At 47.6% G+C, this 22,458-nt stretch carries 26 protein-coding genes; 24 read left to right on the top strand and 2 right to left on the bottom strand.

Annotation, left to right across the window (positions count from 1 at the left end; genetic code table 11):
• Window positions 1-10: 10 nt before the first annotated feature.
• From BHK98_RS06050 to BHK98_RS05960, 19 genes are all read left to right on the top strand, one after another.
• Window positions 11-949 carry a DUF3991 and TOPRIM domain-containing protein gene (locus BHK98_RS06050; protein ID WP_075715014.1) on the top strand — a complete coding sequence of 313 codons (939 nt, stop codon included), beginning with the start codon at window positions 11-13 and terminating at the stop codon, window positions 947-949.
• Window positions 942-1,847 (top strand): ArdC-like ssDNA-binding domain-containing protein, encoded by a 906-nt coding sequence (locus tag BHK98_RS06045; protein ID WP_075712646.1) that lies wholly within the window; start codon window positions 942-944, stop codon window positions 1,845-1,847. Before BHK98_RS06050 ends, BHK98_RS06045 begins: the two co-directional genes overlap by 8 nt.
• Window positions 1,848-1,998: 151 nt before the next feature.
• Window positions 1,999-2,586, top strand: a complete 588-nt coding sequence (locus tag BHK98_RS06040) for a type IV toxin-antitoxin system AbiEi family antitoxin domain-containing protein (protein ID WP_075712645.1) — start codon at window positions 1,999-2,001, stop codon at window positions 2,584-2,586.
• Window positions 2,583-3,419, top strand: coding sequence for a nucleotidyl transferase AbiEii/AbiGii toxin family protein (locus tag BHK98_RS06035; protein WP_075712644.1), 837 nt, complete (start codon window positions 2,583-2,585; stop codon window positions 3,417-3,419). The genes BHK98_RS06040 and BHK98_RS06035 overlap by 4 nt, the downstream gene beginning before the upstream one ends.
• Before the next feature lie 114 nt (window positions 3,420-3,533).
• Complete coding sequence (locus tag BHK98_RS06030) at window positions 3,534-3,986, top strand: DUF3846 domain-containing protein (protein WP_075712643.1); 453 nt, start codon at window positions 3,534-3,536, stop codon at window positions 3,984-3,986.
• Window positions 3,987-4,224: 238 nt separating this feature from the next.
• A complete protein-coding gene (locus BHK98_RS06025) occupies window positions 4,225-4,560 on the top strand; it encodes a hypothetical protein (protein ID WP_075712642.1) in 336 nt (111 codons plus the stop codon).
• Complete coding sequence (locus BHK98_RS06020; RefSeq protein ID WP_075712641.1) at window positions 4,551-5,903, top strand: relaxase/mobilization nuclease domain-containing protein; 1,353 nt, start codon at window positions 4,551-4,553, stop codon at window positions 5,901-5,903. Before BHK98_RS06025 ends, BHK98_RS06020 begins: the two co-directional genes overlap by 10 nt.
• Window positions 5,900-6,652: a PcfB family protein gene (locus BHK98_RS06015; RefSeq protein WP_075712640.1), complete on the top strand. Its 753-nt coding sequence runs from the start codon at window positions 5,900-5,902 to the stop codon at window positions 6,650-6,652. Before BHK98_RS06020 ends, BHK98_RS06015 begins: the two co-directional genes overlap by 4 nt.
• 5 nt (window positions 6,653-6,657) lie before the next feature.
• Window positions 6,658-7,377 (top strand): ArdC-like ssDNA-binding domain-containing protein, encoded by a 720-nt coding sequence (locus BHK98_RS06010; protein ID WP_075712639.1) that lies wholly within the window; start codon window positions 6,658-6,660, stop codon window positions 7,375-7,377.
• Window positions 7,378-7,379: 2 nt separating this feature from the next.
• Complete coding sequence (locus BHK98_RS06005; protein ID WP_075712638.1) at window positions 7,380-7,574, top strand: hypothetical protein; 195 nt, start codon at window positions 7,380-7,382, stop codon at window positions 7,572-7,574.
• Complete coding sequence (locus tag BHK98_RS06000; protein WP_075712637.1) at window positions 7,558-9,366, top strand: VirD4-like conjugal transfer protein, CD1115 family; 1,809 nt, start codon at window positions 7,558-7,560, stop codon at window positions 9,364-9,366. The genes BHK98_RS06005 and BHK98_RS06000 overlap by 17 nt, the downstream gene beginning before the upstream one ends.
• The gene (locus tag BHK98_RS05995; protein WP_143404545.1) at window positions 9,359-9,685 is read left to right on the top strand and encodes a glutamyl-tRNA amidotransferase; all 327 of its coding nucleotides are present in this window, start codon (window positions 9,359-9,361) and stop codon (window positions 9,683-9,685) included. Before BHK98_RS06000 ends, BHK98_RS05995 begins: the two co-directional genes overlap by 8 nt.
• A gap of 56 nt (window positions 9,686-9,741) precedes the next feature.
• The gene (locus tag BHK98_RS05990) at window positions 9,742-10,578 is read left to right on the top strand and encodes a VirB6/TrbL-like conjugal transfer protein, CD1112 family (RefSeq protein WP_075712635.1); all 837 of its coding nucleotides are present in this window, start codon (window positions 9,742-9,744) and stop codon (window positions 10,576-10,578) included.
• A 195-nt stretch (window positions 10,579-10,773) separates the two neighbouring features.
• The gene (locus BHK98_RS05985; protein WP_075712634.1) at window positions 10,774-11,367 is read left to right on the top strand and encodes a type IV toxin-antitoxin system AbiEi family antitoxin domain-containing protein; all 594 of its coding nucleotides are present in this window, start codon (window positions 10,774-10,776) and stop codon (window positions 11,365-11,367) included.
• Window positions 11,367-12,206, top strand: coding sequence for a nucleotidyl transferase AbiEii/AbiGii toxin family protein (locus BHK98_RS05980; protein WP_075712633.1), 840 nt, complete (start codon window positions 11,367-11,369; stop codon window positions 12,204-12,206). Before BHK98_RS05985 ends, BHK98_RS05980 begins: the two co-directional genes overlap by 1 nt.
• Before the next feature lie 90 nt (window positions 12,207-12,296).
• Complete coding sequence (locus tag BHK98_RS05975) at window positions 12,297-13,253, top strand: DUF5688 family protein (protein WP_075712632.1); 957 nt, start codon at window positions 12,297-12,299, stop codon at window positions 13,251-13,253.
• Complete coding sequence (locus BHK98_RS05970; protein WP_075712631.1) at window positions 13,254-13,688, top strand: PrgI family protein; 435 nt, start codon at window positions 13,254-13,256, stop codon at window positions 13,686-13,688. It abuts the gene before it with no gap.
• Between the two features lie 22 nt (window positions 13,689-13,710).
• On the top strand, window positions 13,711-16,215 hold the full coding sequence (locus BHK98_RS05965) for a VirB4-like conjugal transfer ATPase, CD1110 family (protein ID WP_083628070.1): 2,505 nt from the start codon (window positions 13,711-13,713) through the stop codon (window positions 16,213-16,215).
• Between the two features lie 80 nt (window positions 16,216-16,295).
• Entirely contained in the window at window positions 16,296-17,933 is a 1,638-nt protein-coding gene (locus BHK98_RS05960) for a lysozyme family protein (RefSeq protein WP_075712630.1), read from the top strand.
• Between the two features lie 722 nt (window positions 17,934-18,655).
• Here the strand turns inward: BHK98_RS05960 and BHK98_RS05950 are convergent.
• Both BHK98_RS05950 and BHK98_RS05945 read right to left on the bottom strand, forming a co-directional pair.
• Window positions 18,656-19,042: a DUF6120 family protein gene (locus BHK98_RS05950; protein ID WP_075712628.1), complete on the bottom strand. Its 387-nt coding sequence runs from the start codon at window positions 19,040-19,042 to the stop codon at window positions 18,656-18,658.
• A 2-nt stretch (window positions 19,043-19,044) separates the two neighbouring features.
• Entirely contained in the window at window positions 19,045-19,398 is a 354-nt protein-coding gene (locus BHK98_RS05945; RefSeq protein WP_075712627.1) for a PadR family transcriptional regulator, read from the bottom strand.
• A gap of 250 nt (window positions 19,399-19,648) precedes the next feature.
• On the opposite strand from BHK98_RS05945, the gene BHK98_RS05940 reads away from it, so the two are divergent.
• From BHK98_RS05940 to BHK98_RS05920, 5 genes are all read left to right on the top strand, one after another.
• The gene (locus tag BHK98_RS05940; protein WP_075712626.1) at window positions 19,649-20,209 is read left to right on the top strand and encodes a hypothetical protein; all 561 of its coding nucleotides are present in this window, start codon (window positions 19,649-19,651) and stop codon (window positions 20,207-20,209) included.
• 9 nt (window positions 20,210-20,218) lie between these two features.
• Window positions 20,219-20,707 carry a DUF6568 family protein gene (locus BHK98_RS05935; RefSeq protein ID WP_075712625.1) on the top strand — a complete coding sequence of 163 codons (489 nt, stop codon included), beginning with the start codon at window positions 20,219-20,221 and terminating at the stop codon, window positions 20,705-20,707.
• 2 nt (window positions 20,708-20,709) lie between these two features.
• Entirely contained in the window at window positions 20,710-21,324 is a 615-nt protein-coding gene (locus BHK98_RS13175) for a phospholipase A2 family protein (protein WP_083628069.1), read from the top strand.
• Window positions 21,312-21,704: a hypothetical protein gene (locus BHK98_RS05925; protein ID WP_075712624.1), complete on the top strand. Its 393-nt coding sequence runs from the start codon at window positions 21,312-21,314 to the stop codon at window positions 21,702-21,704. Before BHK98_RS13175 ends, BHK98_RS05925 begins: the two co-directional genes overlap by 13 nt.
• Window positions 21,705-21,970: 266 nt before the next feature.
• Window positions 21,971-22,408 (top strand): transposase, encoded by a 438-nt coding sequence (locus tag BHK98_RS05920; RefSeq protein ID WP_075712623.1) that lies wholly within the window; start codon window positions 21,971-21,973, stop codon window positions 22,406-22,408.
• Window positions 22,409-22,458: the final 50 nt, after the last annotated feature.

Below are 22,458 nucleotides of genomic sequence, written 5' to 3'. Positions count from 1 at the left end.
GGTGATGAACATGGCCGGCTTCACGGCAAAAGAGATTGAGCATGCCCGGGAGATGGATCTTCTGACCTATCTCAGACAGAATGATCCGGGGAATCTGATCCATATTTCGGGCGGTGAATACTGCACCAGAGAGCATGACAGTTTGAAGATCTCCAACGGTAAATGGATGTGGTGGTCCAGAGGGTTCGGTGGTGTATCGGCGCTGGATTATCTGATCAAAGTAAAGGATGTACCCTTCACAGAAGCGGTAGGAATGATACTGGGCACTGAGGCGAAACAGCCTCCTTTTTCTTTTGTCCCGAAAGACGGCAAAGCAAAGCGGCTGCTCCTGCCGGAGAAGGCACAGGACAATCATGTGGTTCTTCGCTATCTTACCGGCCGGGGCATCGACCGGGAAATTCTCGAAGAGTGCATTGCCGGAGGACTGCTTTATGAGTCGTTACCTTCACACAGTGCAGTCTTTCTTGGTTTGGATGAGAACAAAAAAGCGAGATACGCTTTCTTCCGGGGGACCGGAAAAGACCGGATCATGGGCGAGGCTGCAGGCTCCGACAAGCACTTTTCCTTCCGGATCGAAGGCACGGGAAAATGCGTTCATATCTTTGAAGGTGCTATCGACCTTCTGTCCTATGCCACAATCCGGAAGATAAACGGAGAAAGATGGAACAGTGACTCACTGCTCTCTCTGGGCGGCGTATATGGAGGAGCGAATGCCGTGAAGCTTCCGGCAGCACTTGAAAATTATCTGGATCATCATCCGGGAACGGAAGAAATCATTCTCCATCTGGATGATGACTCCGCCGGAAGAGGTGCGGCTGCATCAATCAGCGGCTGGTTGAATGAACGGTACCACATCCGGGATGAGTCGCCTGTTCACGGAAAGGATTACAACGATGAGCTGATGTTTCTGAGAGCCCTGCGGCAGAAAGGAGAAACGAGATTTGGATGAAAAGAAGAAGCGAGGTCCTGAACGGAAGAGCCGGCAGGAGCAGATCCGGGAGATCACCGACCGGCTGGAGGAAGGCGTGAAGGAAGTATTTGAAAGCGACAAGTACCGGGAAATGCTGAAATGCATGAGCAAATTCCACCACTACTCTCTGAACAACTGCCTTCTGATCGCCATGCAGTACCCTTCCGCATCTCTGGTTGCAGGCTACCGGACATGGCAGAAGGAATTCGACCGGCAGGTCCGCAAAGGAGAAAAAGGGATCCGTATTCTGGCTCCCTGCAAGTATAAGGTGGAGAAAGATGTAACAGACGATGCGGATAGTGAGATCATCGAGATCACCGGCTTTCGGGTGGTCAGCGTGTTCGCCTATGAACAGACAGAAGGCAGAGAGATTCCAATGATCGGCGTCAATGAACTGACCGGAGAAGTGAAAAACTATCACAAACTGTTCAATGCGCTGAAGGATATCTGTCCGGTTCCCATCTGTTCCGAGAACATCCAGGGCGGCGCCAACGGTTATTACGATGATGGGGCAAAGCGAATTGCTATACGCTCCGGCATGAGTCAGGTCCAGACCATCAAAACCATGATCCATGAAATCAGTCACCAGAGACTTCATTCCAAAGAGAATATGGATGAGGAAAAGCCACCGGACCGCAGTACAAAAGAAGTCGAGGCGGAGAGTATCGCCTACACTGTCTGCAGTCACTTCGGCCTGGATACTGCGGATTATACCTTCGGATATGTGGCCGGATGGTCCTCCGGGAAAGAAACAAAGGAACTGAAGAACTCGCTGGAACGAATCAGAAAGACCGCCGATGAGATGATCACGTCCATCGATCATGCAATGGAAAAACAGCGCGAAAAGAGCGAAAAGGGGATCGAGAACGAGCGATGACAGTTCTTCCTGTATTGTGAAGGCACAGGTTATTAACAGTGGTATTCAATTCCATATAGTGACGGGACCCAGATGAATCGTTGTCAAATGGATATGGTTCTTGCTTTTGCGCTAACAATATGCAATAATGTAAGCATGAAAGGAAGAAACTATGACGGCTTACGATAAGATTAATTCAATAGCAAAGGCAAATAACGGAATTGTCACATCCTCTATGGTAAGGGATCAGGGAATCCCTTCCTGGTATCTCTCGGAAATGGTCAAAAAAGGACGCATTGAGAGAGTTGCAAGAGGTATTTATTGTGATGCTTCCGGTGATTATGATGAGTACTATTTCTTTCAAACTACAAACAGCAGATGTATCTATTCGTTTCAAAGCGCACTGTATCTTCATGGCATGACAGATCGTGTGCCCTATCAGAAAGAGGTTACCGTCTATAAAGGGTATAACAGCTCGCATATTTCCGACGGAACCGTATTTCATTTTGTAAAAAAAGAAATTTATTCGATGGGTATCGTGGAGAAACCAACTGTCTTCGGGAATGCGGTCAGGGTTTATGACAAGGAACGGACCATCTGCGACCTGATTGCAGGAAGGAAAAACGTTGATGTGGAGATATTCTCTCATGCCATGAAGGCCTATGCCAGCGACCCTGACAGAGACTATAAGAAACTCCGTGTTTATGCCGGCGTGATGAAGATTGAAAAGAAAGTGGATGACATCCTGGAGGTAATATGAACAAAGATAAAATGATGGCTCTGATCAGGAAGAGGTCAAAAGAATCAGGTGTATCAATCAACACGTTACTACTGCTTTATTTCTTCGAACATTTTTTAGAACGCATTGCAGCAAGCAAATACAGGACAGATTTGATTTTGAAAGGGGGATTCCTTCTTTCATCGGTACTGGGGATACAAACACGAACAACGATGGATATGGATATGTCTTTGAGAAATCATCCATTGAGTGAAAGTGAAATTAAAAAGATTTTTTCAGAACTGGCCGCTTCCGATAGTGTGGATGGACTGCGATATATTTTAAAATCGATTGACAACATTAAAATTGAAGATCAATATCCCGGATATAAAATTTTGATGGAGGGTCAAATTGAGAATATACGTCAGCCCTTCAGCATAGATGTTGCGACTGGAGATCCGATAACGCCAGATGCGATCGAATATCCATATTGTTCTGTATTTGAAGATGACAAAACTGTAAAAGTAATGTCATATAACCTTGAGACTATTATTGCAGAGAAACTCGAGACGGTTGTTTCAAGAAAGACGGATAATAGCCGCAGCAAGGATTTTTACGACCTTTACCTTCTGTTTAACTTGAAATCAGATAACCTTGATAAAAACAAACTGCGGGAAGCAGTGAATACAACTTTTGCGTATCGGAATACAGAACTTGATGCAAATAGTATACTCAGTGATTTGAACGATATTCAATCGAATGCCGGATTTCGTAAACGCTGGGAGCTGTATTGCAAGCGAAATGCTTATGTCGGTGAACTTTCTTTTGATCAAATGATCGAAAGTTTGAGAGGATATATATCAATTTATCTGTAGATCATTGATGCGCAGATGTCTGCAACGGAGACTTGAATGTCTCCGTTTTTTTATTGCAGCAGAACGCTATGCTGCCAAAATTACTGCATATTAATCGTGAAAGGAGCCCTGAATATGAACGAACATAATGAAAATGATAAGCTCCGGGTGTTATTGCTTAAGCCGGGAGAACAGGCAGAGATTGCAGAAATCGAGGATAATCTGGAGTCGATGCAAAGGCTCGTGGAGGGAAATATTGAAGAATATATGCCCTTTGAGGAGGCATCGGATCCACGCATCGGAGACTGCGCCATCGTCTGCAACGAGGAAGGAAAAATGCTCGGCATGGAACTGAACAGAGGAATATTTGACCAGAACGGGCGGCTGCAGGACATCATTGCAGGTCCGTTTTTCATTTGCTACGCACCTGTCGAAAGGGAAAGATTCCTGTCCATGCCGCCTGATCTGGAAGAAAAAATGCGGAAGAAATTCGAATTTCCGGAGCAGTTTTATGTAACGGAAAACGGAATCAGGTCGAAGAAATTTCATCCAATGAAGCACGAGAGAAAACAGTCCATGGAAAGGTAGGATGCTGTGCATAACTTTAGCAAGCAAAGCCTTCGTACTCCCATGTGAGTACAAAGGCATGGGCACCGGCCGCCGGTTCCCATAGATTTAGGGAGGGCCCTTAAACCCCTAACATTGCGAAGCAAGTCGCAGCGCAAGCGCGGTGCAGGTGAGCAATGGCAGGTGTTTATGCAAGGATTGCCCGAAGCGAAGCGAGGATGCAATCTACTGCAAGACCCCGGAGAATGGAGGTGAGGTTTTGGGAAGACGAGGAAGAAAGAAACAATTCTGGCTGACCGAACAGCAGGCGGATGACCTGGCAGAGAAAGCGAAGCGGGCCTGCATGACCGAAACCGACCTGATCCGTCTCCTTCTCCGGGGATATGCTCCGCCGGAAAGACCGGGAACGGAATTTTTCAAGGACATGAACCGGATATCTGAATTTGCGGAACGGCTGCAGACACTTTCTGCGGTGACATCCGGTGTAGAAGCACAGGAGCTTCTTTCATCGGAGGCGGAGGCATGGCGTGGGTTCAGGCTCGAGATGGAACGGAAATATCTGATACCGGAAAGGAGGAAGTCAGAATGGCAGTGACGAAAATCAAAAGGATCCGGGGCAATCCTGGAAACTCTTTGTCATATATCGGCAATCCGGAGAAGACCAGAAACCTTGGCCTCTCCGATGCAGACCGGCAGGCACTGGCGGACATCATTGCCTATGCCGCCGACGAAAGCAAAACGGAGAAGCAGTACTTCACTACCGGGATCAACTGCGATGTGGAGAACGCGAGAGAACAGTTCAACATTACCAAACAGAGCTTCAACAAGACGGGTGGAATCGTATGCGGACACTGCATGCAGAGCTTCGACGGATACGAGGTAACGCCGGAAGAAGCCCATGAGATCGGAGTACAGATGGCAAGAGAACTCTGGGGCGACCGCTTCCAGATTGTGGTTGCCACCCACCTGAACACAAACAATGTTCATAACCATATCGTTTTCAACTCAGTCTCTTTTGTGGATGGAAAACGTTTTCACTTCTGCACGGAAGAGACCATGAGGATCCGTGCAGTATCTGACCGGATCTGCCGTGAGCGGAATCTGTCCGTCATCGAGCATCCGGAAGGAAAGCGGGTCCCCTACTCTCTCTTCAAAATGGAGAAAGCCGGCATGCCCACCAGATACAATGTGGCAAGGCAGGCGCTGGACGAAGCCATCTCGGTCAGCGCCAACATAGAGGAATTCAAATCGGAACTGAAAAAGCGGGGTTATCTGTATCAGTTCAATCCCCGGCGCAAGTACTGGACCGTAACGCCTCCGGGATGGACAAAGGCCATCCGGACCGATCGCCTGGGGGATACCTACACAAGAGAGATGATTCAGCAGAGAGTATTTTCAAATGATATCGGTGTCAGGATGCAGCGGTTGCAGAAAGAGTCCCGTAGCTCCAATCATTATGACCTGAAGCGCCGGATCGACAAAATCATGGGAAGAAGCGGTCTGGAAAAACTGTATCTCCGGTACTGCTACGAGCTGGGATACCTGCCGAAGTACCGGCAGAATCCCGTGCGGCTTCATGCGGTCCTGAAAGAGGAGCTTTTGAAGTGTGATCTGTACAGCGAGGAAGCAAAGCTCCTTGCAAGGTACAACATTGGCACGGAGGAGGATCTGGAAAAAAGAATGAAGTCTCTGACGGAAGATTACTCTTCCATCAGTGCGCGGCGAAACGAGTTGAGACAGAAGCTCCGGCGGAAGATGCCGGAAGAGGAAGATGCAAAGTACCGGGAACAGGTAAGGAAGCTGACTGCGGAGCTGAAGGATACCCGGAAAGAACTGAAGCTCTGCAGGGACATCCGGGAACGGTCCGGTCAGGTAGAACGGAATCTTGAAACTGTGATTGAAGACAGAACACGGGGAAAGGAGAGAAAACCATTATGAATCCAGGAGGAGATGCAGCAGAACAGGTCGTCAGGCTGTCGCTGGAAGGCGTGGAGGTGGCGGCGAGGATCACCGGAAACGGAGCCAAGAACATCGCCATTCTACTTCACGCCGTGCTGAAGGAAGAACAGAAGACAAAGGGAAAGACCCGGCTCACCAACATGCTGAGAACTGGAAAGGAACTGAAGGTCTATACAGTGCAGCAGAAGGACCTGAAGAAATTCACACAGGAAGCCAAACGCTACGGGGTGCTCTACTGCGTGCTGCGGGACGAGAACAACAAAGACGAGAATGCTGTTGTGGATGTGATTGCAAGAGCCGAGGACGCTTCCAAGATCCAGAGGATCACCGAACGCTTCCGCCTTGGAACAGTGCCAACGGCATCCGTCACCGGCAGCGTCAAAGAACAGGAGAAATATTTTCCGGAAAAGGATGCACGGGAGAAGAAGGAGCCGGAGGCAAGAAGCGAAAGAACCATGGGAGCAGGCCCCGGGAAACAAAAGCAGAAGGCAAACCCCGATTTGGCGAAGACGGCAAACGACCCTCCGTCCGAGCCAAGCTTGAGGCAAACAAGCCGCTCAAATGGGTCGACTGGAATGAATAGGCCATCTGTCCGGGAAAAGCTGAACTACTACCGGAGGCGACAGTCCCGGGAGCAGAAGCTGTCCCGGGAAAAAGAAAAGATGCTTTCCTCCAAAGAGAATACTGTGAAAGTGCCGCTTCCCAAGCGGCCGGGAAAGGAGCGATAACAACAATGAATCAGGTGAATAGTAGTGATACTTTCGACCGTGAAGTCTACAAAACCCGGAAGAGAGAAGAAAAAGACCGCATCTTCGAAATGCTGTCAGAGGAAACGCAAAAGCTTCTGGATCCGGAGAAGCTGAAGGCCTATGCGGATGTGCAGGCTCGCTTCCTTCGAAGTTCTGTTTCCAATGCCCTTCTTATCGGGCGGCAGAGACCGGAGGCAACATGGATCCGGTCCTTTGATGACTGGAAGAATGACAGCATCTTTGTGAACAAAGGCGAGAAAGCTATCCTGATGCTGAAGCCGGTCACCTATGAGAGGCCGGATGGAAGCCAGGGCTTTGCTTCGGATGTCAGTAAAAATTTCGATGTTACTCAGACTACGGCGATGGGAAGAACGATCAGCAGGAAGGAATACCACGAGATGAGCGGAATGCTGTCGCCGGAAGAGCTGCTGGGAGCCGTTCGTCAGCGGGCGATGACGACCTTTGTCCGGGACGAGGCGTTCCGTGGAAGAGCCGTAAACATGGCGGATCTCAGTGTGTATCTCATGGCGAAGTACTACCGGCTGGATCCTCCGGACGTGGATTTCGAGCGCGTTGCCCGCTTTTTCGAAGGCCGCAAGGAAAAAGATGTACGCCGTGAACTGACTGCAGTGAAAACCGCAGCTGACGAAGTGAACAGAGAGATGCTGGCCCGAGCCAGAGACGGTCGGGAGAATGAGAGGTAGCCATGGAAAGAAAACTGATCTTAGAGATGGATTCCTATGACCGGAACATTCTGCTGAATGCATTGAACGACATGCGCACAAAGCAAATCAAGGATGGTCTTCCCACGGATCCGATAGACGAACTGATGGTTAAACTCTATGAGGCGAAGCAAAAGCGATTTCTGGTATCGGAGGCCTGCCATGAACACTACCGATAAGAAGACTATCCTGCTCGGCTCAGTCATCGGGGTGATTCCCGTGATCTGGGCTGCGCTGATCGCTGCGCCATATATGAGGAATGGGCTGTTGGAGCACATGGACGAACTGTCCGGCGCTTTCCGGCAGCCTTTTCAGATCCGGATGACGGAAAACACACTGCGAACGATCCTGCTTTTCCTGGCGATCTACGCTGTCAGCATCGGCATCTGGCTCTCCACCCGGCGGAATTACCGCCGAGGCGAGGAGCATGGCTCTGCGAAATGGGGAGATCCTAAAACGCTGAATAAAAGATATGCCGACAGGATCCCGGAAAACAACAAACTGCTTACCCAGAATGTGCGGATCGGTCTGAACGGCAGGAAGCACAGGAGGAACCTGAATGTAATGGTCATCGGAGGATCCGGTGCAGGAAAGACACGGTTTTACTGCAAACCTAATGTCATGCAGTGCGGAGAAAGTTCCCTTGTGATTCTGGATCCCAAGGGTGAGACCATCCGGGCAACCGGCCATCTTCTGGAGGAAAAGGGATATGCGGTGAAGGCCCTGGATCTTCAGGAAATGGACCGGTCGCACTGTTACAATCCCTTTGTCTATCTGCGGGACGATAACGACGTGCAGCGGCTGGTGACCAATCTCTTCAAGTCCACCACGCCAAAAGGTGCTCAGTCCAATGATCCCTTCTGGGATACGGCAGCACAGATGCTGCTTCTGGCACTGATCTTTTATCTTAAGTATGAGGCGCCGGAGGAAGAGCAGAATTTTGCCATGGTCATGGAGATGCTCCGAGCCGGAGATGTAGACGAAGAGGACAATTCACCCAGTCCCCTGGACAACCTTTTCTTCGATCTGGAAAAGACAGATCCGGATCACATTGCTCTCAAGTATTACCGCAATTACCATTCCGGTGCGGCAAAGACGCTGAAGTCCATCCAGATTACCTTGGCTGCAAGGCTGGAAAAATTCAATCTGGAGAGTCTTGCAAAGCTGACCATCACCGATGAACTGGACCTGCCGTCACTGGGAGAAAGGAAGACAGCACTGTTTGCCATCATTCCGGACAACGACACCAGCTTCAACTTTCTGGTATCCATTTTGTACACCCAGCTCTTTCAGCAGCTTTTCCATTGCGCAGACAAGAAATACGGCGGCAGTCTTCCGGTTCACGTGCATTTCGTGCTGGACGAGTTTGCCAACCTGTCCATGCCTTCGGACTTTCAGAAGATCCTGTCTGTCATGCGCTCCCGGAACGTATCAGTCAGTATCATTTTGCAGAATCTGGCGCAGCTCAAGGCGCTGTATGAGAAAGACTGGGAATCCATCATGGGAAACTGCGACGAGTTCGTCTACCTGGGCGGCAACGAGCAGCAGACCCATAAGTACGTCAGTGAGCTTCTGGGAAAAGAGACCATCGATACCAACACCTATGGCAGGTCCACCGGAAGGAGCGGCAACTATTCAACAAATTACCAGAACACCGGAAGAGAACTGATGACGCCGGATGAAGTGCGGATGCTGGATAACCGGTATTCCCTTCTTTTTATCCGGGGCGAACGGCCGGTGAAGGATCTCAAGTATGACATTCTGAAGCATCCCAATATTGCGCTGACAGAGGACGGCGGAGCTCCACCGTTCCTGCACGGCATAGCGGATAAGGCGGACTTCAGCATCCAGCTGACGTCGGCGTTCCTGGAACATGAGGACGATCAGCCGGCAGAGCCCACGGGATATGAGCTTTTGTCAGAAGAAGATCTGCAGCATGAATTCGAGGAAGGAGAATCGTTTAATGACTAGGAAAAAGAATGAACTCAAAACTGATGAGATAAGGAGACGGAGCATCATCACCGGATATGCGGCGATGGTGCTAACCTGCACGGTTGGTGCAGCCACCTGCTTTGCGGCAGGCGATCCGATTTCCACGGTGAACAATCTGTCCACGTTTATCTTCAGCCTGATTCGAGCCATCGGGCTGATCCTGCTGGGGTTAGGCATCATGCAAGTGGGATTGTCGATGAAGTCTCACGACCCCAGTGCCCGCGCCAACGGATTTCTGACGCTGGCCGGCGGGATCATCATCACGTTTACAAAAGAAATTCTGAACATGATCATATAGTGGGAGACATCAATGAAAAATTCAAAGAAATATAATGATTCCGGAGGTGATGGCCGGTGAGTGATAACTGGGTAGTACAGAACCTCCAGAATGCACTGAACACATGGAATGAAAAGCTGGCGGAAGTCTGGCAGTTTCTCACCGTGTCGCCGGAATCGTTCAAGGGCGGCGGTATCTGGAAGGTGATCCTGAACATCAACGGAGCAGTACAGGCCATAGGGCTTGCCCTGCTCGTTTTGTTTTTTCTGGTGGGAATGGCAAGGACCAGCGCCAGTCTGGATGAAGTGAAACGGCCGGAGCATGCGCTGAAACTTTTTATCCGTTTTGCTATTGCAAAAGGCGTTGTCACCTACGGGTTGGAGCTGATGATGGCGATCTTCACCATTATTCAGGGAGTCGTCAGTACCATTATGCGGTCCTCCGGGATTGCAGCTGCCGGAAAGACAACGCTGCCGAAAGAGATGGTGAAAGCCATTGAAGACTGTGGGTTCTTTGAAAGCATTCCGCTTTGGGCGGTGACGCTGATCGGCAGTCTGGTCATAACGGTATTGTCTTTCATCATCATTCTCACCGTCTATGGCAGGTTCTTCAAGCTGTATATGTACACGGCCATCGCGCCGATCCCGCTCTCCACATTTGCCGGGCAGCCCACCCAGAATGTGGGGATCAGCTTCCTGAAGGGATATGCGGCGGTGTGTCTGGAAGGAGCGATCATCGTTCTGGCCTGTATCATCTTCACCAAGTTTGCATCCACACCGCCGGTGGTTGACGCAGATGCGGCGCCGGCAGCCATGGTATGGAAGTACGTGGGCGAGCTGGTGTTCAACATGCTCGTTCTGGTGGGATCAGTCAAGATGAGCGATGCCATCGTCCGGGAAATGATGGGACTTTAAGCTGCAGGCGAAAAGGGCATGATAGTGAGGAACTCTTGCTATTGCCCTTTTCGGCCTGTTTTCTAATTACTCTCCCTGTGCTCTGAAAAGGTGAAAAAACATGGACGATTTTTAAGCACACACATATATTTGACAAATGACAAAATATGGATTATAATTTTTCGAAGAAAGTATCAACAGAAAGGAGGCACTGCAATGACTATGCTTGAAAAACTTCACGAGATCAGTGATCAATCCGGTGGAATCATTACTACTCATACGGCCGTGGAAGAAGGAGTATCCAGAGCAGTGCTTTCCAGACTATGCAAGCTCGGCCAATTAGAACGCATTGCACAGGGACAGTATATCTTCCCCGATGAACTTGAAGATGAACTCCTTTCCCTTTCCCTGCGGTTTGACGGCATCGTTTTCTCCCATGAAACCGCTTTGTATTTACATGGTATTTCAGATCGTGTTCCATTTGAACATTCTCTGACAACGTCAAGCAACTGTGTACCTCCGGCAGCAATTTTAAAAGAATGCAATGTATATTATATAAAGCCGGAATTACTGTCCCTTGGCAAAATCAGAATTCCCAGCCCGGCAGGGAATTTAATACCGGCATATGACGTGGACCGTACAATTTGTGACGTGATCCGCAGTCGAAACCGAATGGGAACCGAAACGTTCCTTTATGCCATCCGTGCATATGCGAATTTACCGGAAAAGCGTCTTGATCGTCTGGCCGAATATGCTGAAGCGATGAATATATCGGGAGTTGTAAAGCACTATATGGAGGTGTTGCTCTAATGAATGACATGAGTCTTAAAGCAAAAATTCGGAATATCGCCAGGGAAAAGCAAATTCCTGCACAACTTGTCCTGCAGCATTACCTGAATGAGAGATTCCTTATTCGTCTTTCCATGACAAGATACAGAGAAAAATTTGTTGTAAAGGGTGGAACTTTAATTGCATCCATAGTCGGATTGTCAAACCGTTCGACTATGGATCTTGATACAACACTAAGAAATCTGCCACTTACACCAGAAACTATAGAAAGCGCAATAGCTGAGATATGTGCTGTCGATGCCGGGGATGGTATTTCTTTTCAATTCAAATACATGGAGCCAATCCGGGATGACGACATGTATGGTGGATACAGGGTGATGATCCAGGCTGATTATGGGAAAATAGCAGCTCCCATGAGCATGGATATATCAACGGGAGATATTATGACTCCGGACGCAATAAGACGGGAATTCTCTTCAATGTTTGATGACGAAAAATTCGGCCTGTGGTCGTATAATGTAGAAACGATTCTTGCAGAGAAGGTCGAAACAATCTTAAGAAGGAATGTTTTTTCCACTCGTCCCCGTGATTACTACGATCTGTATGTTCTATATAAAACGGAGTCATTTGATCGAGATGTATTTTGCGAAGCGCTCACTGCGACTGCACGTCACAGGGACAGCTTGGAATACATCGGTAATAACAGAGAGAAGATACTCAGTCTGATATCGGAAAGTGTAGACCTGCGAAAACTGTGGGACAAGTACTGCAGACAATTCTCCTATGCTAAAGGAATTGAATACGCAGACGTTATTCATGTGTTGAAGGAACTCTTGTCAGATTATGACGCTACTGAATAAAATGAAAGACGAAAACTCCATACATGCAAACAAAACGGCAGCTAATTCCGGCTGGCGTTTTGTTTTGCCTAAAATCAAGGAGGAATTCGAATGAGAGAAAAAGAATTTATGGAAATGGCGAAGCAGGAGATCCTGCGGCAGCTGCCGGAAGATGTCAGAAACGGGCTCAGTCTGAAGGAAGTGGAAGTAGTGAAGATCAACGATCAGAAGAACCACGGGTTCTGTTTTCAGAAGGATGGAAGCAAGGCGTCCCCAACCTTGTATCTGGATCAGGCATATGACCTTTTCCGCCATGGCGCATCTCTGGAGCGTCTCATGGGAGATGTGACCCGGGCCTATCTGGAGAGCATAATCAGAGGTGTGGACCCGGCAGAGCCGGATCTTTCCTTTGACAACATCCGGAACAAGCTTTCTCTTCGTCTGGTGGAGACAAAGAGAAACCGGGAGTATCTGCGGGACAAGCCTTATCTGGATGTGGGAAACGGTCTTGCGCTGATCTGCGATCTTCAGCTCAGCAGAAACATGAGCGAATGCTGGCGCACCGTTGTGAATAACGGGATTGCCGAAGCAAACGGCTACAACAGAAATGAACTTTTCCAGGAAGCCATCCGCAGCGCCGTAAAGATAGATCCTCCCGAGATGAAGGACCTTCAGGACGTTGTCTTTGGCGATAAAGACGGAAGAAATCTTCTGTCCGGTACCGATGCCCCGCTTAAGGATAATGACGGAAGCCTTGAGCCGATCTACCTCATCAGCAGCAGGAGCAGACAGTTCGGCGCTGCGGCATTTTTCTATCCCGGCGTAAAGGAACAGGCAGCAGACATTCTGGGCGAAGGATACACCGTTCTTCCAAGCAGTCTGCACGAAGTTCTGCTGGTGCCGGATTCCAGCCAGATCCCGGTAAGAGACCTTCAGAATATGGTGAAGGAAACCAACCGGAGTCAGGTAGAACCCAAGGACATTCTTTCCGACAACATCTACCACTTCGACAACTTTCAGGGAAAGCTGTCCACCATCCAGCTTGAACGGGGAAAGGAGGCGCGCTAAATGGAAGTACGCATCAACCGGGAGATCCGCGAATACACAGAGTCCATGTTTTTCGGGCTTACGCTGCGGCAGTTTATCTTCTCTGTACTGGCCTGCGCCATCGCCGTTCTGATCTATTTCACTTTCAAGCCGGTTCTGGGGCTGGAGACAGTAAGCTGGATCTGCATCGTCGCAGCCGCACCATTCGCTGCCATCGGATTTTTGAAGTACAACGGGATGACTGCAGAAAAATTCATTGCCGCATGGATCCGGTCAGAGATTTTTCTTCCGGAGCACCTCTGCTTTGGCAACACCAACCTCTACTACAGCATGTTCCGGGAGTCGGCTGAGGAGAGCCGTAAAAAGAAGTTTCCTCTTCGCAGACGTGGCGGGAGAGCCATGAGGAGCGGAAAAGCCGGCAGAAATCACAGTCGGAAGCTGAAACACAGACAATGAACACTGACAAGGAGAAACGAATATGATCAAAACACTGACCAATATCCTGAAGCAGGACAAAGAACGCTTTCAGGTCCCGAAGAAAGTCCAGGACATCATTCCCGTCAGCACCATATGGTCTGACGGGATTTTTCTTTCCGGAAAAAACAAGTATTCCATGACCTACAAGTTCGAGGATATCAACTATGCGGTGGCCTCCCGGGAGGACAAGGAAGCCATGTTTCTGGAATACTCGGAGCTTCTGAATGCACTGGACAGCGGAAGCACCACCAAGATCACCATCAACAACCGCAGGCTGAACCGGACGGATTTCGAGAAGCAGATCCTGATCGACATGAAGGATGACGGACTCAACGAATACCGTGAGGAATACAACGAGATGCTCATGGAAAAGGCCACCGGCTCCAACGCCATCGTTCAGGACAAGTATGTCACGATATCCGTAAACAAAAAATGCATTGAGGATGCCCGGGTGTACTTTGCCCGTGTAGGCGCAGATCTCATCGCCCACTTCAGCCGGCTGGGATCCGTCTGCACAGAGATGGATGCGGTGGAACGTCTCCGGATCATCCATGACTTCATGCGAACCGGCGAAGAGACGAGCTTTCAGTTCGACATGAAGGACCATATGAGAAAAGGCCACAGCTTCAAGGACAATATCTGTCCGGACGATTACGAGAACCACTCCGACTATTTCAAGGTCGGTGACCGCTGCGGCCGTGTGATTCTCCTCCGGGACTACGCCTCATATATCAAGGACAGCATGGTGGCGGAAATCACGGACATCAATAGAAGCATGATGCTGAGCATCGACGTGATTCCGGTGCCGACGGACGAGGCGGTGAAGGAAGTGGAACAAAGGCTCCTTGGGGTGGAGACGAATATCACTAACTGGCAGAGAAAGCAGAACATGAACAACAACTTTTCTGCCGTTGTCCCCTACGACATGGAGCAGCAGAGGAAGGAATCCAAGGAATTTCTGGATGACCTTACCACCAGAGACCAGCGCATGATGTTTGCGGTGATCACGGTAGTGCATACGGCAGATAGCAAGAAACAGCTGGACAATGATTCAGAGGAGATCATGACCATCGCCAGAAAGCATCTCTGCCAGATGGCTGTTCTGAAGTTCCAGCAGCTTCCGGGACTGCAGACTGCCCTGCCCTTCGGAGTCCGGAAGATTGACGCATTCCGTACTCTGACCACAGAGTCCCTTGCAGTCTTCATGCCATTCAGGGTTCAGGAGGTCTATGACAAAAACGGAATCTACTATGGCCAGAACGTCATCAGCAAGAACATGATGATCGCAGACAGGAGAAAACTACTGAACGGCAATTCTTTTATCCTGGGAGTCTCCGGGTCAGGAAAGTCCTTTACGGCAAAGAACGAGATCACCAATCTCATTTTGTCCACTGATGCGGACATTATCGTTGTGGATCCGGAGCGTGAGTATGCGCCTCTCATCAAGGCACTGGGCGGATCTGTCATTGAGATCTCCGCCACCTCCCAGAACCACATCAATGCCATGGACATGAGCAGCAATTACGGAGAAACGGACCCGATCATCGAAAAGTCCCAGTTTCTCCAGTCTCTCTGCGAGCAGATTATCGCCGGGCACAAGTTTGCCAAAGGACAGCAGTCCATCATCGACCGCTGCACGGAAAACGTCTACCGCTACTACAAGCAGGGAAACTATATGGGCACGCCGCCGACTCTTGCGGACTTCCGGGACGAGCTACTGAAGCAGAAGGAACCGGAGGCCCAGTCTCTGGCGCTGGAGCTGGAACTTTTTACAAGAGGGTCCCTCAACACCTTCGCAAGACAGACCAACGTGGATACCTCAAACCGACTGATCTGCTACGACATTCTGGAGCTGGGAGAACAGCTTCGTGCCATCGGCATGCTGGTGATCCTTGACTCCATCCTGAACCGCATTACGGAAAACCGGCAGAAAGGAAAGCAGACATTCGTATTCATTGACGAGATCTATATTCTGTTTATGCACGAGTATTCTGCCCAGTTTCTGTACAAGCTGTGGAAGCGTGTCCGGAAATACGGCGCCTACTGCACCGGGATCACACAGAACGTGCTGGATCTTCTCCAGTCTCACACGGCCCGTACCATGCTTTCAAACTCCGAGTTCATCGTCATGCTGAACCAGGCGGCCACAGACCGGATCGAGCTGGCCCGTCTGCTGAACATCTCCGATCTTCAGCTTTCATATATCACAAACGTGGAAGCAGGACACGGCCTGATCAAGGTGGGCTCATCTCTGGTTCCTTTTGAGAATAAATTCCCGAAAAATACGAAGCTGTACAAACTGATGACCACCAAGCCGGGAGAAGGACTGGAAGAGCCGCAGAAACCTGCACCTGGTAAATCGTCTGCAGCATCTTCTCCTGAATCTGACCTGCTCACCGATCAGGAGCTCCGCATTCTGGAGAAGATCCGTGAAGTGGCAAAATCCCAGGAAGAGTTCGATGCTCTGGTGGAAAAATATCTGAAGCCTCTGCGTGAAAAATCGTAGGAAAAGCCGGGAGGAATCCCCTCCCGTACATGAGGACCGGTGACTTCGGTCCTCATATTTTTTGAAAGGAGGAGCGATGTATGCCTGAGATAAAGACCCGGCAAGTTCAGAAAGGAACCATCAAGTCACTGGACCGGGCAGCGGCCATGACCTGCCGGTTGAAAGACGTACAGACCAGAACAAAGGACCTAATCGACGATCCCCGCACCCGAAGCAGCAGATCTCCGGATGAGTATGCATCGAACCGGATCACGGGAATGGCACAGGATGCCGGAACAGATGCGGTATATATGGCGGAAAAAACAGCCACATTGACGACGGGAAAGATCCGCTATGCGGTGGGTCAGGCGCAGGTTGGCGTTCCTGAATCCTCGGTCAGAACCCAAGGCTTCATACGTTTCCGCAAAAGACAGCTTGCAGAAAAACAGCAGATCGCCGGCAGGCAGAGAAGCCTCCGGATTTATCCCGGCAGCCGTGAGCAAAGCATCCGGAACTTTGCCAACAGCCGTCAGCTTGCGAGAACAAAAGGAAAAGAGAGGACGATCCGTGAGTTTGCAAAGCATCGGACGATAGTGGCTTCAAGAAAGAGATCCGTGCAGACTTATTATCTTAGAAAAAGAGCAGGAAGGCGGACCGGCAGGTTGATGCAAAGGACGGCAAGACGGCTAAGGGATCTGGTTCAAAGTGCTAGAGCACTGATCTCCACACTATCTGCCGTAGGAATCGTCTGCCTTGCGATAGTGCTTGTCTGCATCCTGTTTGGAGCAGCGTTTTACTTCTTCGGGGATGACAGTTCGGCAAACTACACGCCGGTGAGCCCGGAGGTAGAAGCCTATTCTGCTGTGATTTCCAAATATGCCGGCCAATACGGAATCGGTGAATATACGGAGCTGATTAAGGCCGTGATGATGCAGGAGTCCGGAGGCAGAGGAGCCGATCCCATGCAGGCCTCGGAAAGCGGCTACAACAAGAAGTATCCCCACTCTCCGAACAGCATCAAGGACCCGGAATATTCGATCCAGTGCGGTGTTCAGGCACTGGCTGCATCCCTGAAGGAGGCGAGATGCAAGAACCCCATGGACATGGACCGGATCCGCCTCGCACTGCAAGGGTACAACTACGGCAACGGATATATTTCCTGGGCCATAGCCAGAGACAGCGGATACACGGTGGAGAACGCTTCGGATTTCTCGGACATGCAGGCGAAAAAGCACGGCTGGAAATCCTATGGCGATAAGCAGTACCCTGCCCATGTTCTTCGATACTATCCATACGGCAATTACAACTATGGTATCGGCAACGGCAAAATCGTCAGCGTCGCTACCCGGCAGATCGGTAACAAAGGCGGCCGGAAATTCTGGAGCTGGTACGGTTTTCATGGCCGTGTGGAATGGTGCGCCTGCTTCGTGTCATGGTGCGCAGACCAGTGCGGATATATTCAAAGCGGGACAATACCGAAATTCGCTGCCGTCGGGAGTGGCATAAGCTGGTTCAAGTCTCATCACCAATGGCAGAACAGAAGCTACAAGCCAAGCGCCGGTGATTTGATTTTCTTCGACTGGGGCGGCGACGGCAGCCCGGATCACGTGGGACTGGTGGAAAAATGCGATGGCAGAACCGTTTACACCATAGAGGGAAACAGCTCCGACAGTTGCAGAAGACGCAGTTATCCGATAGGTGGAAGGCAGATATTTGGATATGGAATTCCGAAATATTGATTGGGCGATAAAACGCCCAATTTACATTGGGATTGTGAAAAATGCTACTAATAACGAAACTTGTATGGTGAACTGACCTCCTTCAGTTACAGTTTTGGTCTATCTTTTGGGGGTTAGTTCACTTGTAGCTCTTTTTTTAGTTGTAAAACTGGCATACACCATGGTATATACCAGTTTTACAATACAGCATCTTAAAGTGTTAAGACATCTTCCCTGTCGCGCTACAAATAAGTGTTACGGTGCGAGTGAAGGATTCTTTTGGCATTCCACTGAAATAGTGTGTACCAGTTGCTTTAGCGAAAGCTTTATTGCTCGTTTTCCAAGATGATTTGTTGGATACTTTCCAGGCACTGTTTTTTGATTCGGCAGTAACTGAGGCGTTAGTGCATTTTGCGCTTCCGCCTCCATATGTGAAAATTCCTGTCACTTTGACATACCACATGACCTTTCCGGAAGAGTTTTTATAGTACGTTGTTTTGGAACCTGTTATGGTCTTTGATTTAGATAATGATGGCGCAGCGTCAACCATAAGAGGTGTTAATTCTTGGATTATGACAGTTTCGTAATAGCTACCATCGCTTAAATACTCAGTTTCGACTTTGCAATCGGATGAATCTGCAAAGACGGTAAGAGAAGTGCAGAAAAGAAGTGCGCACAGTGTAACAATGAACATGATTCGCTTAATAATATTGATCTCCCTCCTTTACAATTTTGGGTTAACCCTAATCTTTATCAATAACAGTTTCAGTTTCAGTAATAACGGTGTTTTTGTAGTGTATATATGCCTTATACGTAAAGGCACTAAAGATGCTGAGCCCTAGAATTAAGCTTATTGTGATGATAATGAAAACGCGACGTAAAAGTTTTCTTGCAGAGATTCGATTGAGCAACTCATCTGTGTCCAGTGAGGAAATATAACTTTGAGATATTTCCAGCGGAGTGCCAAATTGGTTCTCAATGTCCTTAATTTCAGCACTAGGGTTGTCATCTAAATAGTCATATATTCGTTCTGATAAATCTGATAAAAATAATCTCTCGGATTTGTTGAAGGCGGGAAGAAGATAGTGTATTTGTTTTATATATTTTTGAACTTCTGTGTTAACATGCATTACTAATCCCCCTTCTCATCTAAAAGATTTGCAGCCAAAATCAATTCAATGCTATCAGCGATTAAACGGTACTCAGACAAAAGCTGATTAAGCCTTTCTATCCCAGTACCTTCAATATGGTAATATTTCCTCACTCTTCTTTTTCCAATTTGAACGGAATGTGAGGTTATATGTTTCTTATCTTCCAATTTGTATAATATGGGGTAGAGACTTCCTTCTGGAACAACAAAAGAACCCGCTGATAAATCTTTTAGCAGTAAGCTAATCTCATAGCCGTACAGGTCTTTTTGTGACAGTAGAGATAGGACTAGCATCTCCACGGTTCCCAATTTAAAGTTATTTCGCTCTTGTACCATATAATCTCCCACGCAGTATAACCTAGAGTATTATACTATAAATAATATGCACAATCAATATTGCCGAAGTGAAAAGTTTATTTTCACCTTGAAAAACGGTGAAGATACGTGGCCGGTAGTTTGAAACTGTCAAATTACCGAACAGATACTATTTAGGAAAAGTAAATATTGGTTGACATTATAATGCTGTTAGTTTATATTATATAATATAGAAAATAGTAAAGTGCACAACTAATGGGAGATGAGAATTTTGAAAAAATTAATAATCACTTTGGTGGCTGTATGTATATTAAGCTCACAAAGTTCTTTGGTGTTCGCATCGGATGAGGTTAAAGGCGCAAAAATACAATCGCTATCAAAGCAAGAAGAACAAATCATTTTAAACGAGTTGTCTCTAGACAAGACAGACTTAACTGCAGAGGATCAGGTTGCGCTACTGACAAAAGGAACTGCAGTTTTGTGGAACAAATCATACAAGAATGAATATAGCGTTAAAAAGTCTCTTTCAATGGCAGTTTCCCTTCTTACTACAGGGAGTAAGCCATATACTACTGTGAAAATCACAAATATCGGCAGTAACCCCATTACCGTTACTGCATATAAGGGTTCCATCGGAGGCAGTACTGCTATACATTCAATGACCGTTCAGGCAGGAAAAGCAAAAACCATGACTATTACTCGCAGTGATGCAGTGAGATATGGGACGGTGAATGGCCAGGGGACAAGAGTATATTTGGCCTACACTGTTTCAGCATACAACACAAACGGTAAGAAGATATCATTTAAGGCTTATGCGAAAAGATTCGAATAAAGGGGCACTATGAGGATTAGCTTTACGAAAAACGAAATAATAGCGGTTTTTTTAGCTATAGTTCTTATAAAGGTTGGAATGTATTTTTATCCGATCGTTGAGCCTTATTTTGCTGAAAGTTCTTATGTTGCCATAACTGGATCATTTGAAACGAAATCGGTCATGGATCTTCAGGAAGCAAGCAAAAATCCTAATGATAGAAATTGCTATTACATAGGAAGAAGCAACTGTATTGATTGCAGAGAGAGCATAAACAATATTCGTGAGTTGTATATTGACTATGAAGGTGATGCGAACAATCGGATGTACTATGTCAAACTTAAGAATGAAATCACTGACGAAGAAAGGAAATATTTAGATTCAATATCAATTGATAGCATCCCTACTATAGTTAAGTTTGAAAAAGGACAAGCCGTCCAATTTGGTTATGATGAGATAAATTCCAAACAATACAAGGAAAAATTCAAGAAGTTTATAGAAAGTGAGGAAAGGAGGTAAATATGTCCATGCGGAACAGGATTCAAAAAATCATAGCAGTATTAATAATTGTTGGTGTTGTTGTTGCACCGACGCATTCAATCGTAAATGCGATGAGTACCAATGAATTACGCGAGCTCGATAAAGAAGTGAGCAATATCCAGAAGTATTTTGTAGTTAAAGATGACGGTAACGTAATATACGATAGAGACGCCGCACTCCAAGATGGGGTAAGTGGAAAGCAACTTGATTTAGCCGATCAGGTATATGCGTTTGGATTAAGCCAGTCAAACGACAACGAAAAAATAACAATACGAGGGTCAAGCCAGAGCATGGCTGCTGCTCAAAAGAAAGCAATAGCTTTCCCGGTATATGGGAATTGGTGTGGTCCTTATTATGGCTCAGGTACGCCAATCGATTTACTTGATAAAGGGTGCAAAAATCACGATGTTTGTTATGAGAACAAAGGTAGGCATAAATGCTCTTGTGATAAAACTTTCTTATCTTACATCAATACAAATTACAATAAGATGACAGGCGTCAAGCAGAAAGCTATGGCAAAGGTGATAAAGGCGTGGCTGCAAATTAAAACCAGTAATGTAACGAAGAAAGGAGGGAACTTCTCATGCAAGAAATAAGTTCAAAGGTCACTTTGTTACGTGTGACAGCAATAGTGTTAGACGTCATTATGCTACTGTATTTTGCGTTGTACTTTTATTGGATGTTTGGAGTTGCAGATATGGATACACATCCACTAACGCGAATGTTTGCTACTATTAATCCAATGACATGGGGAACATATTTTCTGGGGTTAGCGGTGTTGGTGCATTTTATGGCATTTAGAAATATTGTTGGTCGATGTTTACTGATTGTGCCATATTTTCTCGCTGTTTTAGTTTCCCTTATCGCTGTTATGGGAATGACGGGTTGGAAAGATTTGGCAATATATATCCCGCATGTCGTGGTTGTTCTCCTAGGAGTTGTAATCATAAGAAGACAATACAAAGAAAAAGGGTAAGCGGTAAATCAACCGTGTCTGGTTTCCTTTAACAATACTTCTAAATCGGGAGTATCCCAAAGATTGTGTAAACCTCCGTACTAACGTAAAATGAACGTACGAGTAGGGAGGTTTTTTAAGGTCTCTATTCATTCGGATCTAACAAGGGGCTGTCGCACAACTATCTAAAAGAAGATAGGCTGGAGCGGCGGCTCCCTCTTTTTCTAAAAAGGTTAAACCCCTTGCAAATTGAAGACTTGCAAGGGGTTTTGTGGTAAAATATACATATGAAAAAGCTATCTACCACTGACAAAAACTATACAACGAATGAGAAATGTTTTCAACTTAAAATTCCAATGAATCTTAACATCATCATTCCGGATAATGACAGTGTGCGGTTACTGAGTCAGTTCGTGGAGGAAATGGATCTGACTTGTCTTTACGAAACTTACAGTTTGCTGAAGGAAAATCAAGTAACCCCACGCCAGATGTTGAAACTACTTCTCTATGCTTACCTTGACGGGAAATACACGAGTCGGGCAATTGAACTTGCTTGTAACAGAGACATTAACTACATGTACTTGCTGGAAGGGAAAGCTTCGCCGGACCATGCAACCATTGCCAGGTTTCGCAGCCTGCATTTTGCCCCTGTGCGAAACAGCTTCTGGCCAATTGCACAGAAATGCTTGAGTATTCCGCCGTCTGGGAGCCACCTCGTCCGATAGAGAGAGCCACCCTGTCCACTTGGCGAAGCCAGTCGGAATGAATATGTATT

Origin of the sequence: Hornefia porci, assembly GCF_001940235.1 — a bacterium.
Lineage (GTDB): Bacteria > Bacillota > Clostridia > Peptostreptococcales > Anaerovoracaceae > Aminicella > Aminicella porci.
This window is presented reverse-complemented; position numbering and strand designations above follow the sequence as displayed.

What these genes read in the sequence shown, in the direction of transcription:
- BHK98_RS06050 (WP_075715014.1), top strand. Translation starts at nt 11, where the DNA reads ATGGCCGGCTTCACGGCAAAAGAGATTGAGCATGCCCGGGAGATGGAT.
- BHK98_RS06040 (WP_075712645.1), top strand. Translation starts at nt 1,999, where the DNA reads ATGACGGCTTACGATAAGATTAATTCAATAGCAAAGGCAAATAACGGA.
- BHK98_RS06035 (WP_075712644.1), top strand. Translation starts at nt 2,583, where the DNA reads ATGAACAAAGATAAAATGATGGCTCTGATCAGGAAGAGGTCAAAAGAA.
- BHK98_RS06030 (WP_075712643.1), top strand. Translation starts at nt 3,534, where the DNA reads ATGAACGAACATAATGAAAATGATAAGCTCCGGGTGTTATTGCTTAAG.
- BHK98_RS06020 (WP_075712641.1), top strand. Translation starts at nt 4,551, where the DNA reads ATGGCAGTGACGAAAATCAAAAGGATCCGGGGCAATCCTGGAAACTCT.
- BHK98_RS06015 (WP_075712640.1), top strand. Translation starts at nt 5,900, where the DNA reads ATGAATCCAGGAGGAGATGCAGCAGAACAGGTCGTCAGGCTGTCGCTG.
- BHK98_RS06010 (WP_075712639.1), top strand. Translation starts at nt 6,658, where the DNA reads ATGAATCAGGTGAATAGTAGTGATACTTTCGACCGTGAAGTCTACAAA.
- BHK98_RS06005 (WP_075712638.1), top strand. Translation starts at nt 7,380, where the DNA reads ATGGAAAGAAAACTGATCTTAGAGATGGATTCCTATGACCGGAACATT.
- BHK98_RS06000 (WP_075712637.1), top strand. Translation starts at nt 7,558, where the DNA reads ATGAACACTACCGATAAGAAGACTATCCTGCTCGGCTCAGTCATCGGG.
- BHK98_RS05995 (WP_143404545.1), top strand. Translation starts at nt 9,359, where the DNA reads ATGACTAGGAAAAAGAATGAACTCAAAACTGATGAGATAAGGAGACGG.
- BHK98_RS05985 (WP_075712634.1), top strand. Translation starts at nt 10,774, where the DNA reads ATGACTATGCTTGAAAAACTTCACGAGATCAGTGATCAATCCGGTGGA.
- BHK98_RS05980 (WP_075712633.1), top strand. Translation starts at nt 11,367, where the DNA reads ATGAATGACATGAGTCTTAAAGCAAAAATTCGGAATATCGCCAGGGAA.
- BHK98_RS05975 (WP_075712632.1), top strand. Translation starts at nt 12,297, where the DNA reads ATGAGAGAAAAAGAATTTATGGAAATGGCGAAGCAGGAGATCCTGCGG.
- BHK98_RS05970 (WP_075712631.1), top strand. Translation starts at nt 13,254, where the DNA reads ATGGAAGTACGCATCAACCGGGAGATCCGCGAATACACAGAGTCCATG.
- BHK98_RS05965 (WP_083628070.1), top strand. Translation starts at nt 13,711, where the DNA reads ATGATCAAAACACTGACCAATATCCTGAAGCAGGACAAAGAACGCTTT.
- BHK98_RS05960 (WP_075712630.1), top strand. Translation starts at nt 16,296, where the DNA reads ATGCCTGAGATAAAGACCCGGCAAGTTCAGAAAGGAACCATCAAGTCA.
- BHK98_RS05950 (WP_075712628.1), bottom strand. Translation starts at nt 19,042, where the DNA reads ATGCATGTTAACACAGAAGTTCAAAAATATATAAAACAAATACACTAT.
- BHK98_RS05945 (WP_075712627.1), bottom strand. Translation starts at nt 19,398, where the DNA reads ATGGTACAAGAGCGAAATAACTTTAAATTGGGAACCGTGGAGATGCTA.
- BHK98_RS05935 (WP_075712625.1), top strand. Translation starts at nt 20,219, where the DNA reads ATGAGGATTAGCTTTACGAAAAACGAAATAATAGCGGTTTTTTTAGCT.
- BHK98_RS13175 (WP_083628069.1), top strand. Translation starts at nt 20,710, where the DNA reads ATGTCCATGCGGAACAGGATTCAAAAAATCATAGCAGTATTAATAATT.
- BHK98_RS05925 (WP_075712624.1), top strand. Translation starts at nt 21,312, where the DNA reads ATGCAAGAAATAAGTTCAAAGGTCACTTTGTTACGTGTGACAGCAATA.
- BHK98_RS05920 (WP_075712623.1), top strand. Translation starts at nt 21,971, where the DNA reads ATGAAAAAGCTATCTACCACTGACAAAAACTATACAACGAATGAGAAA.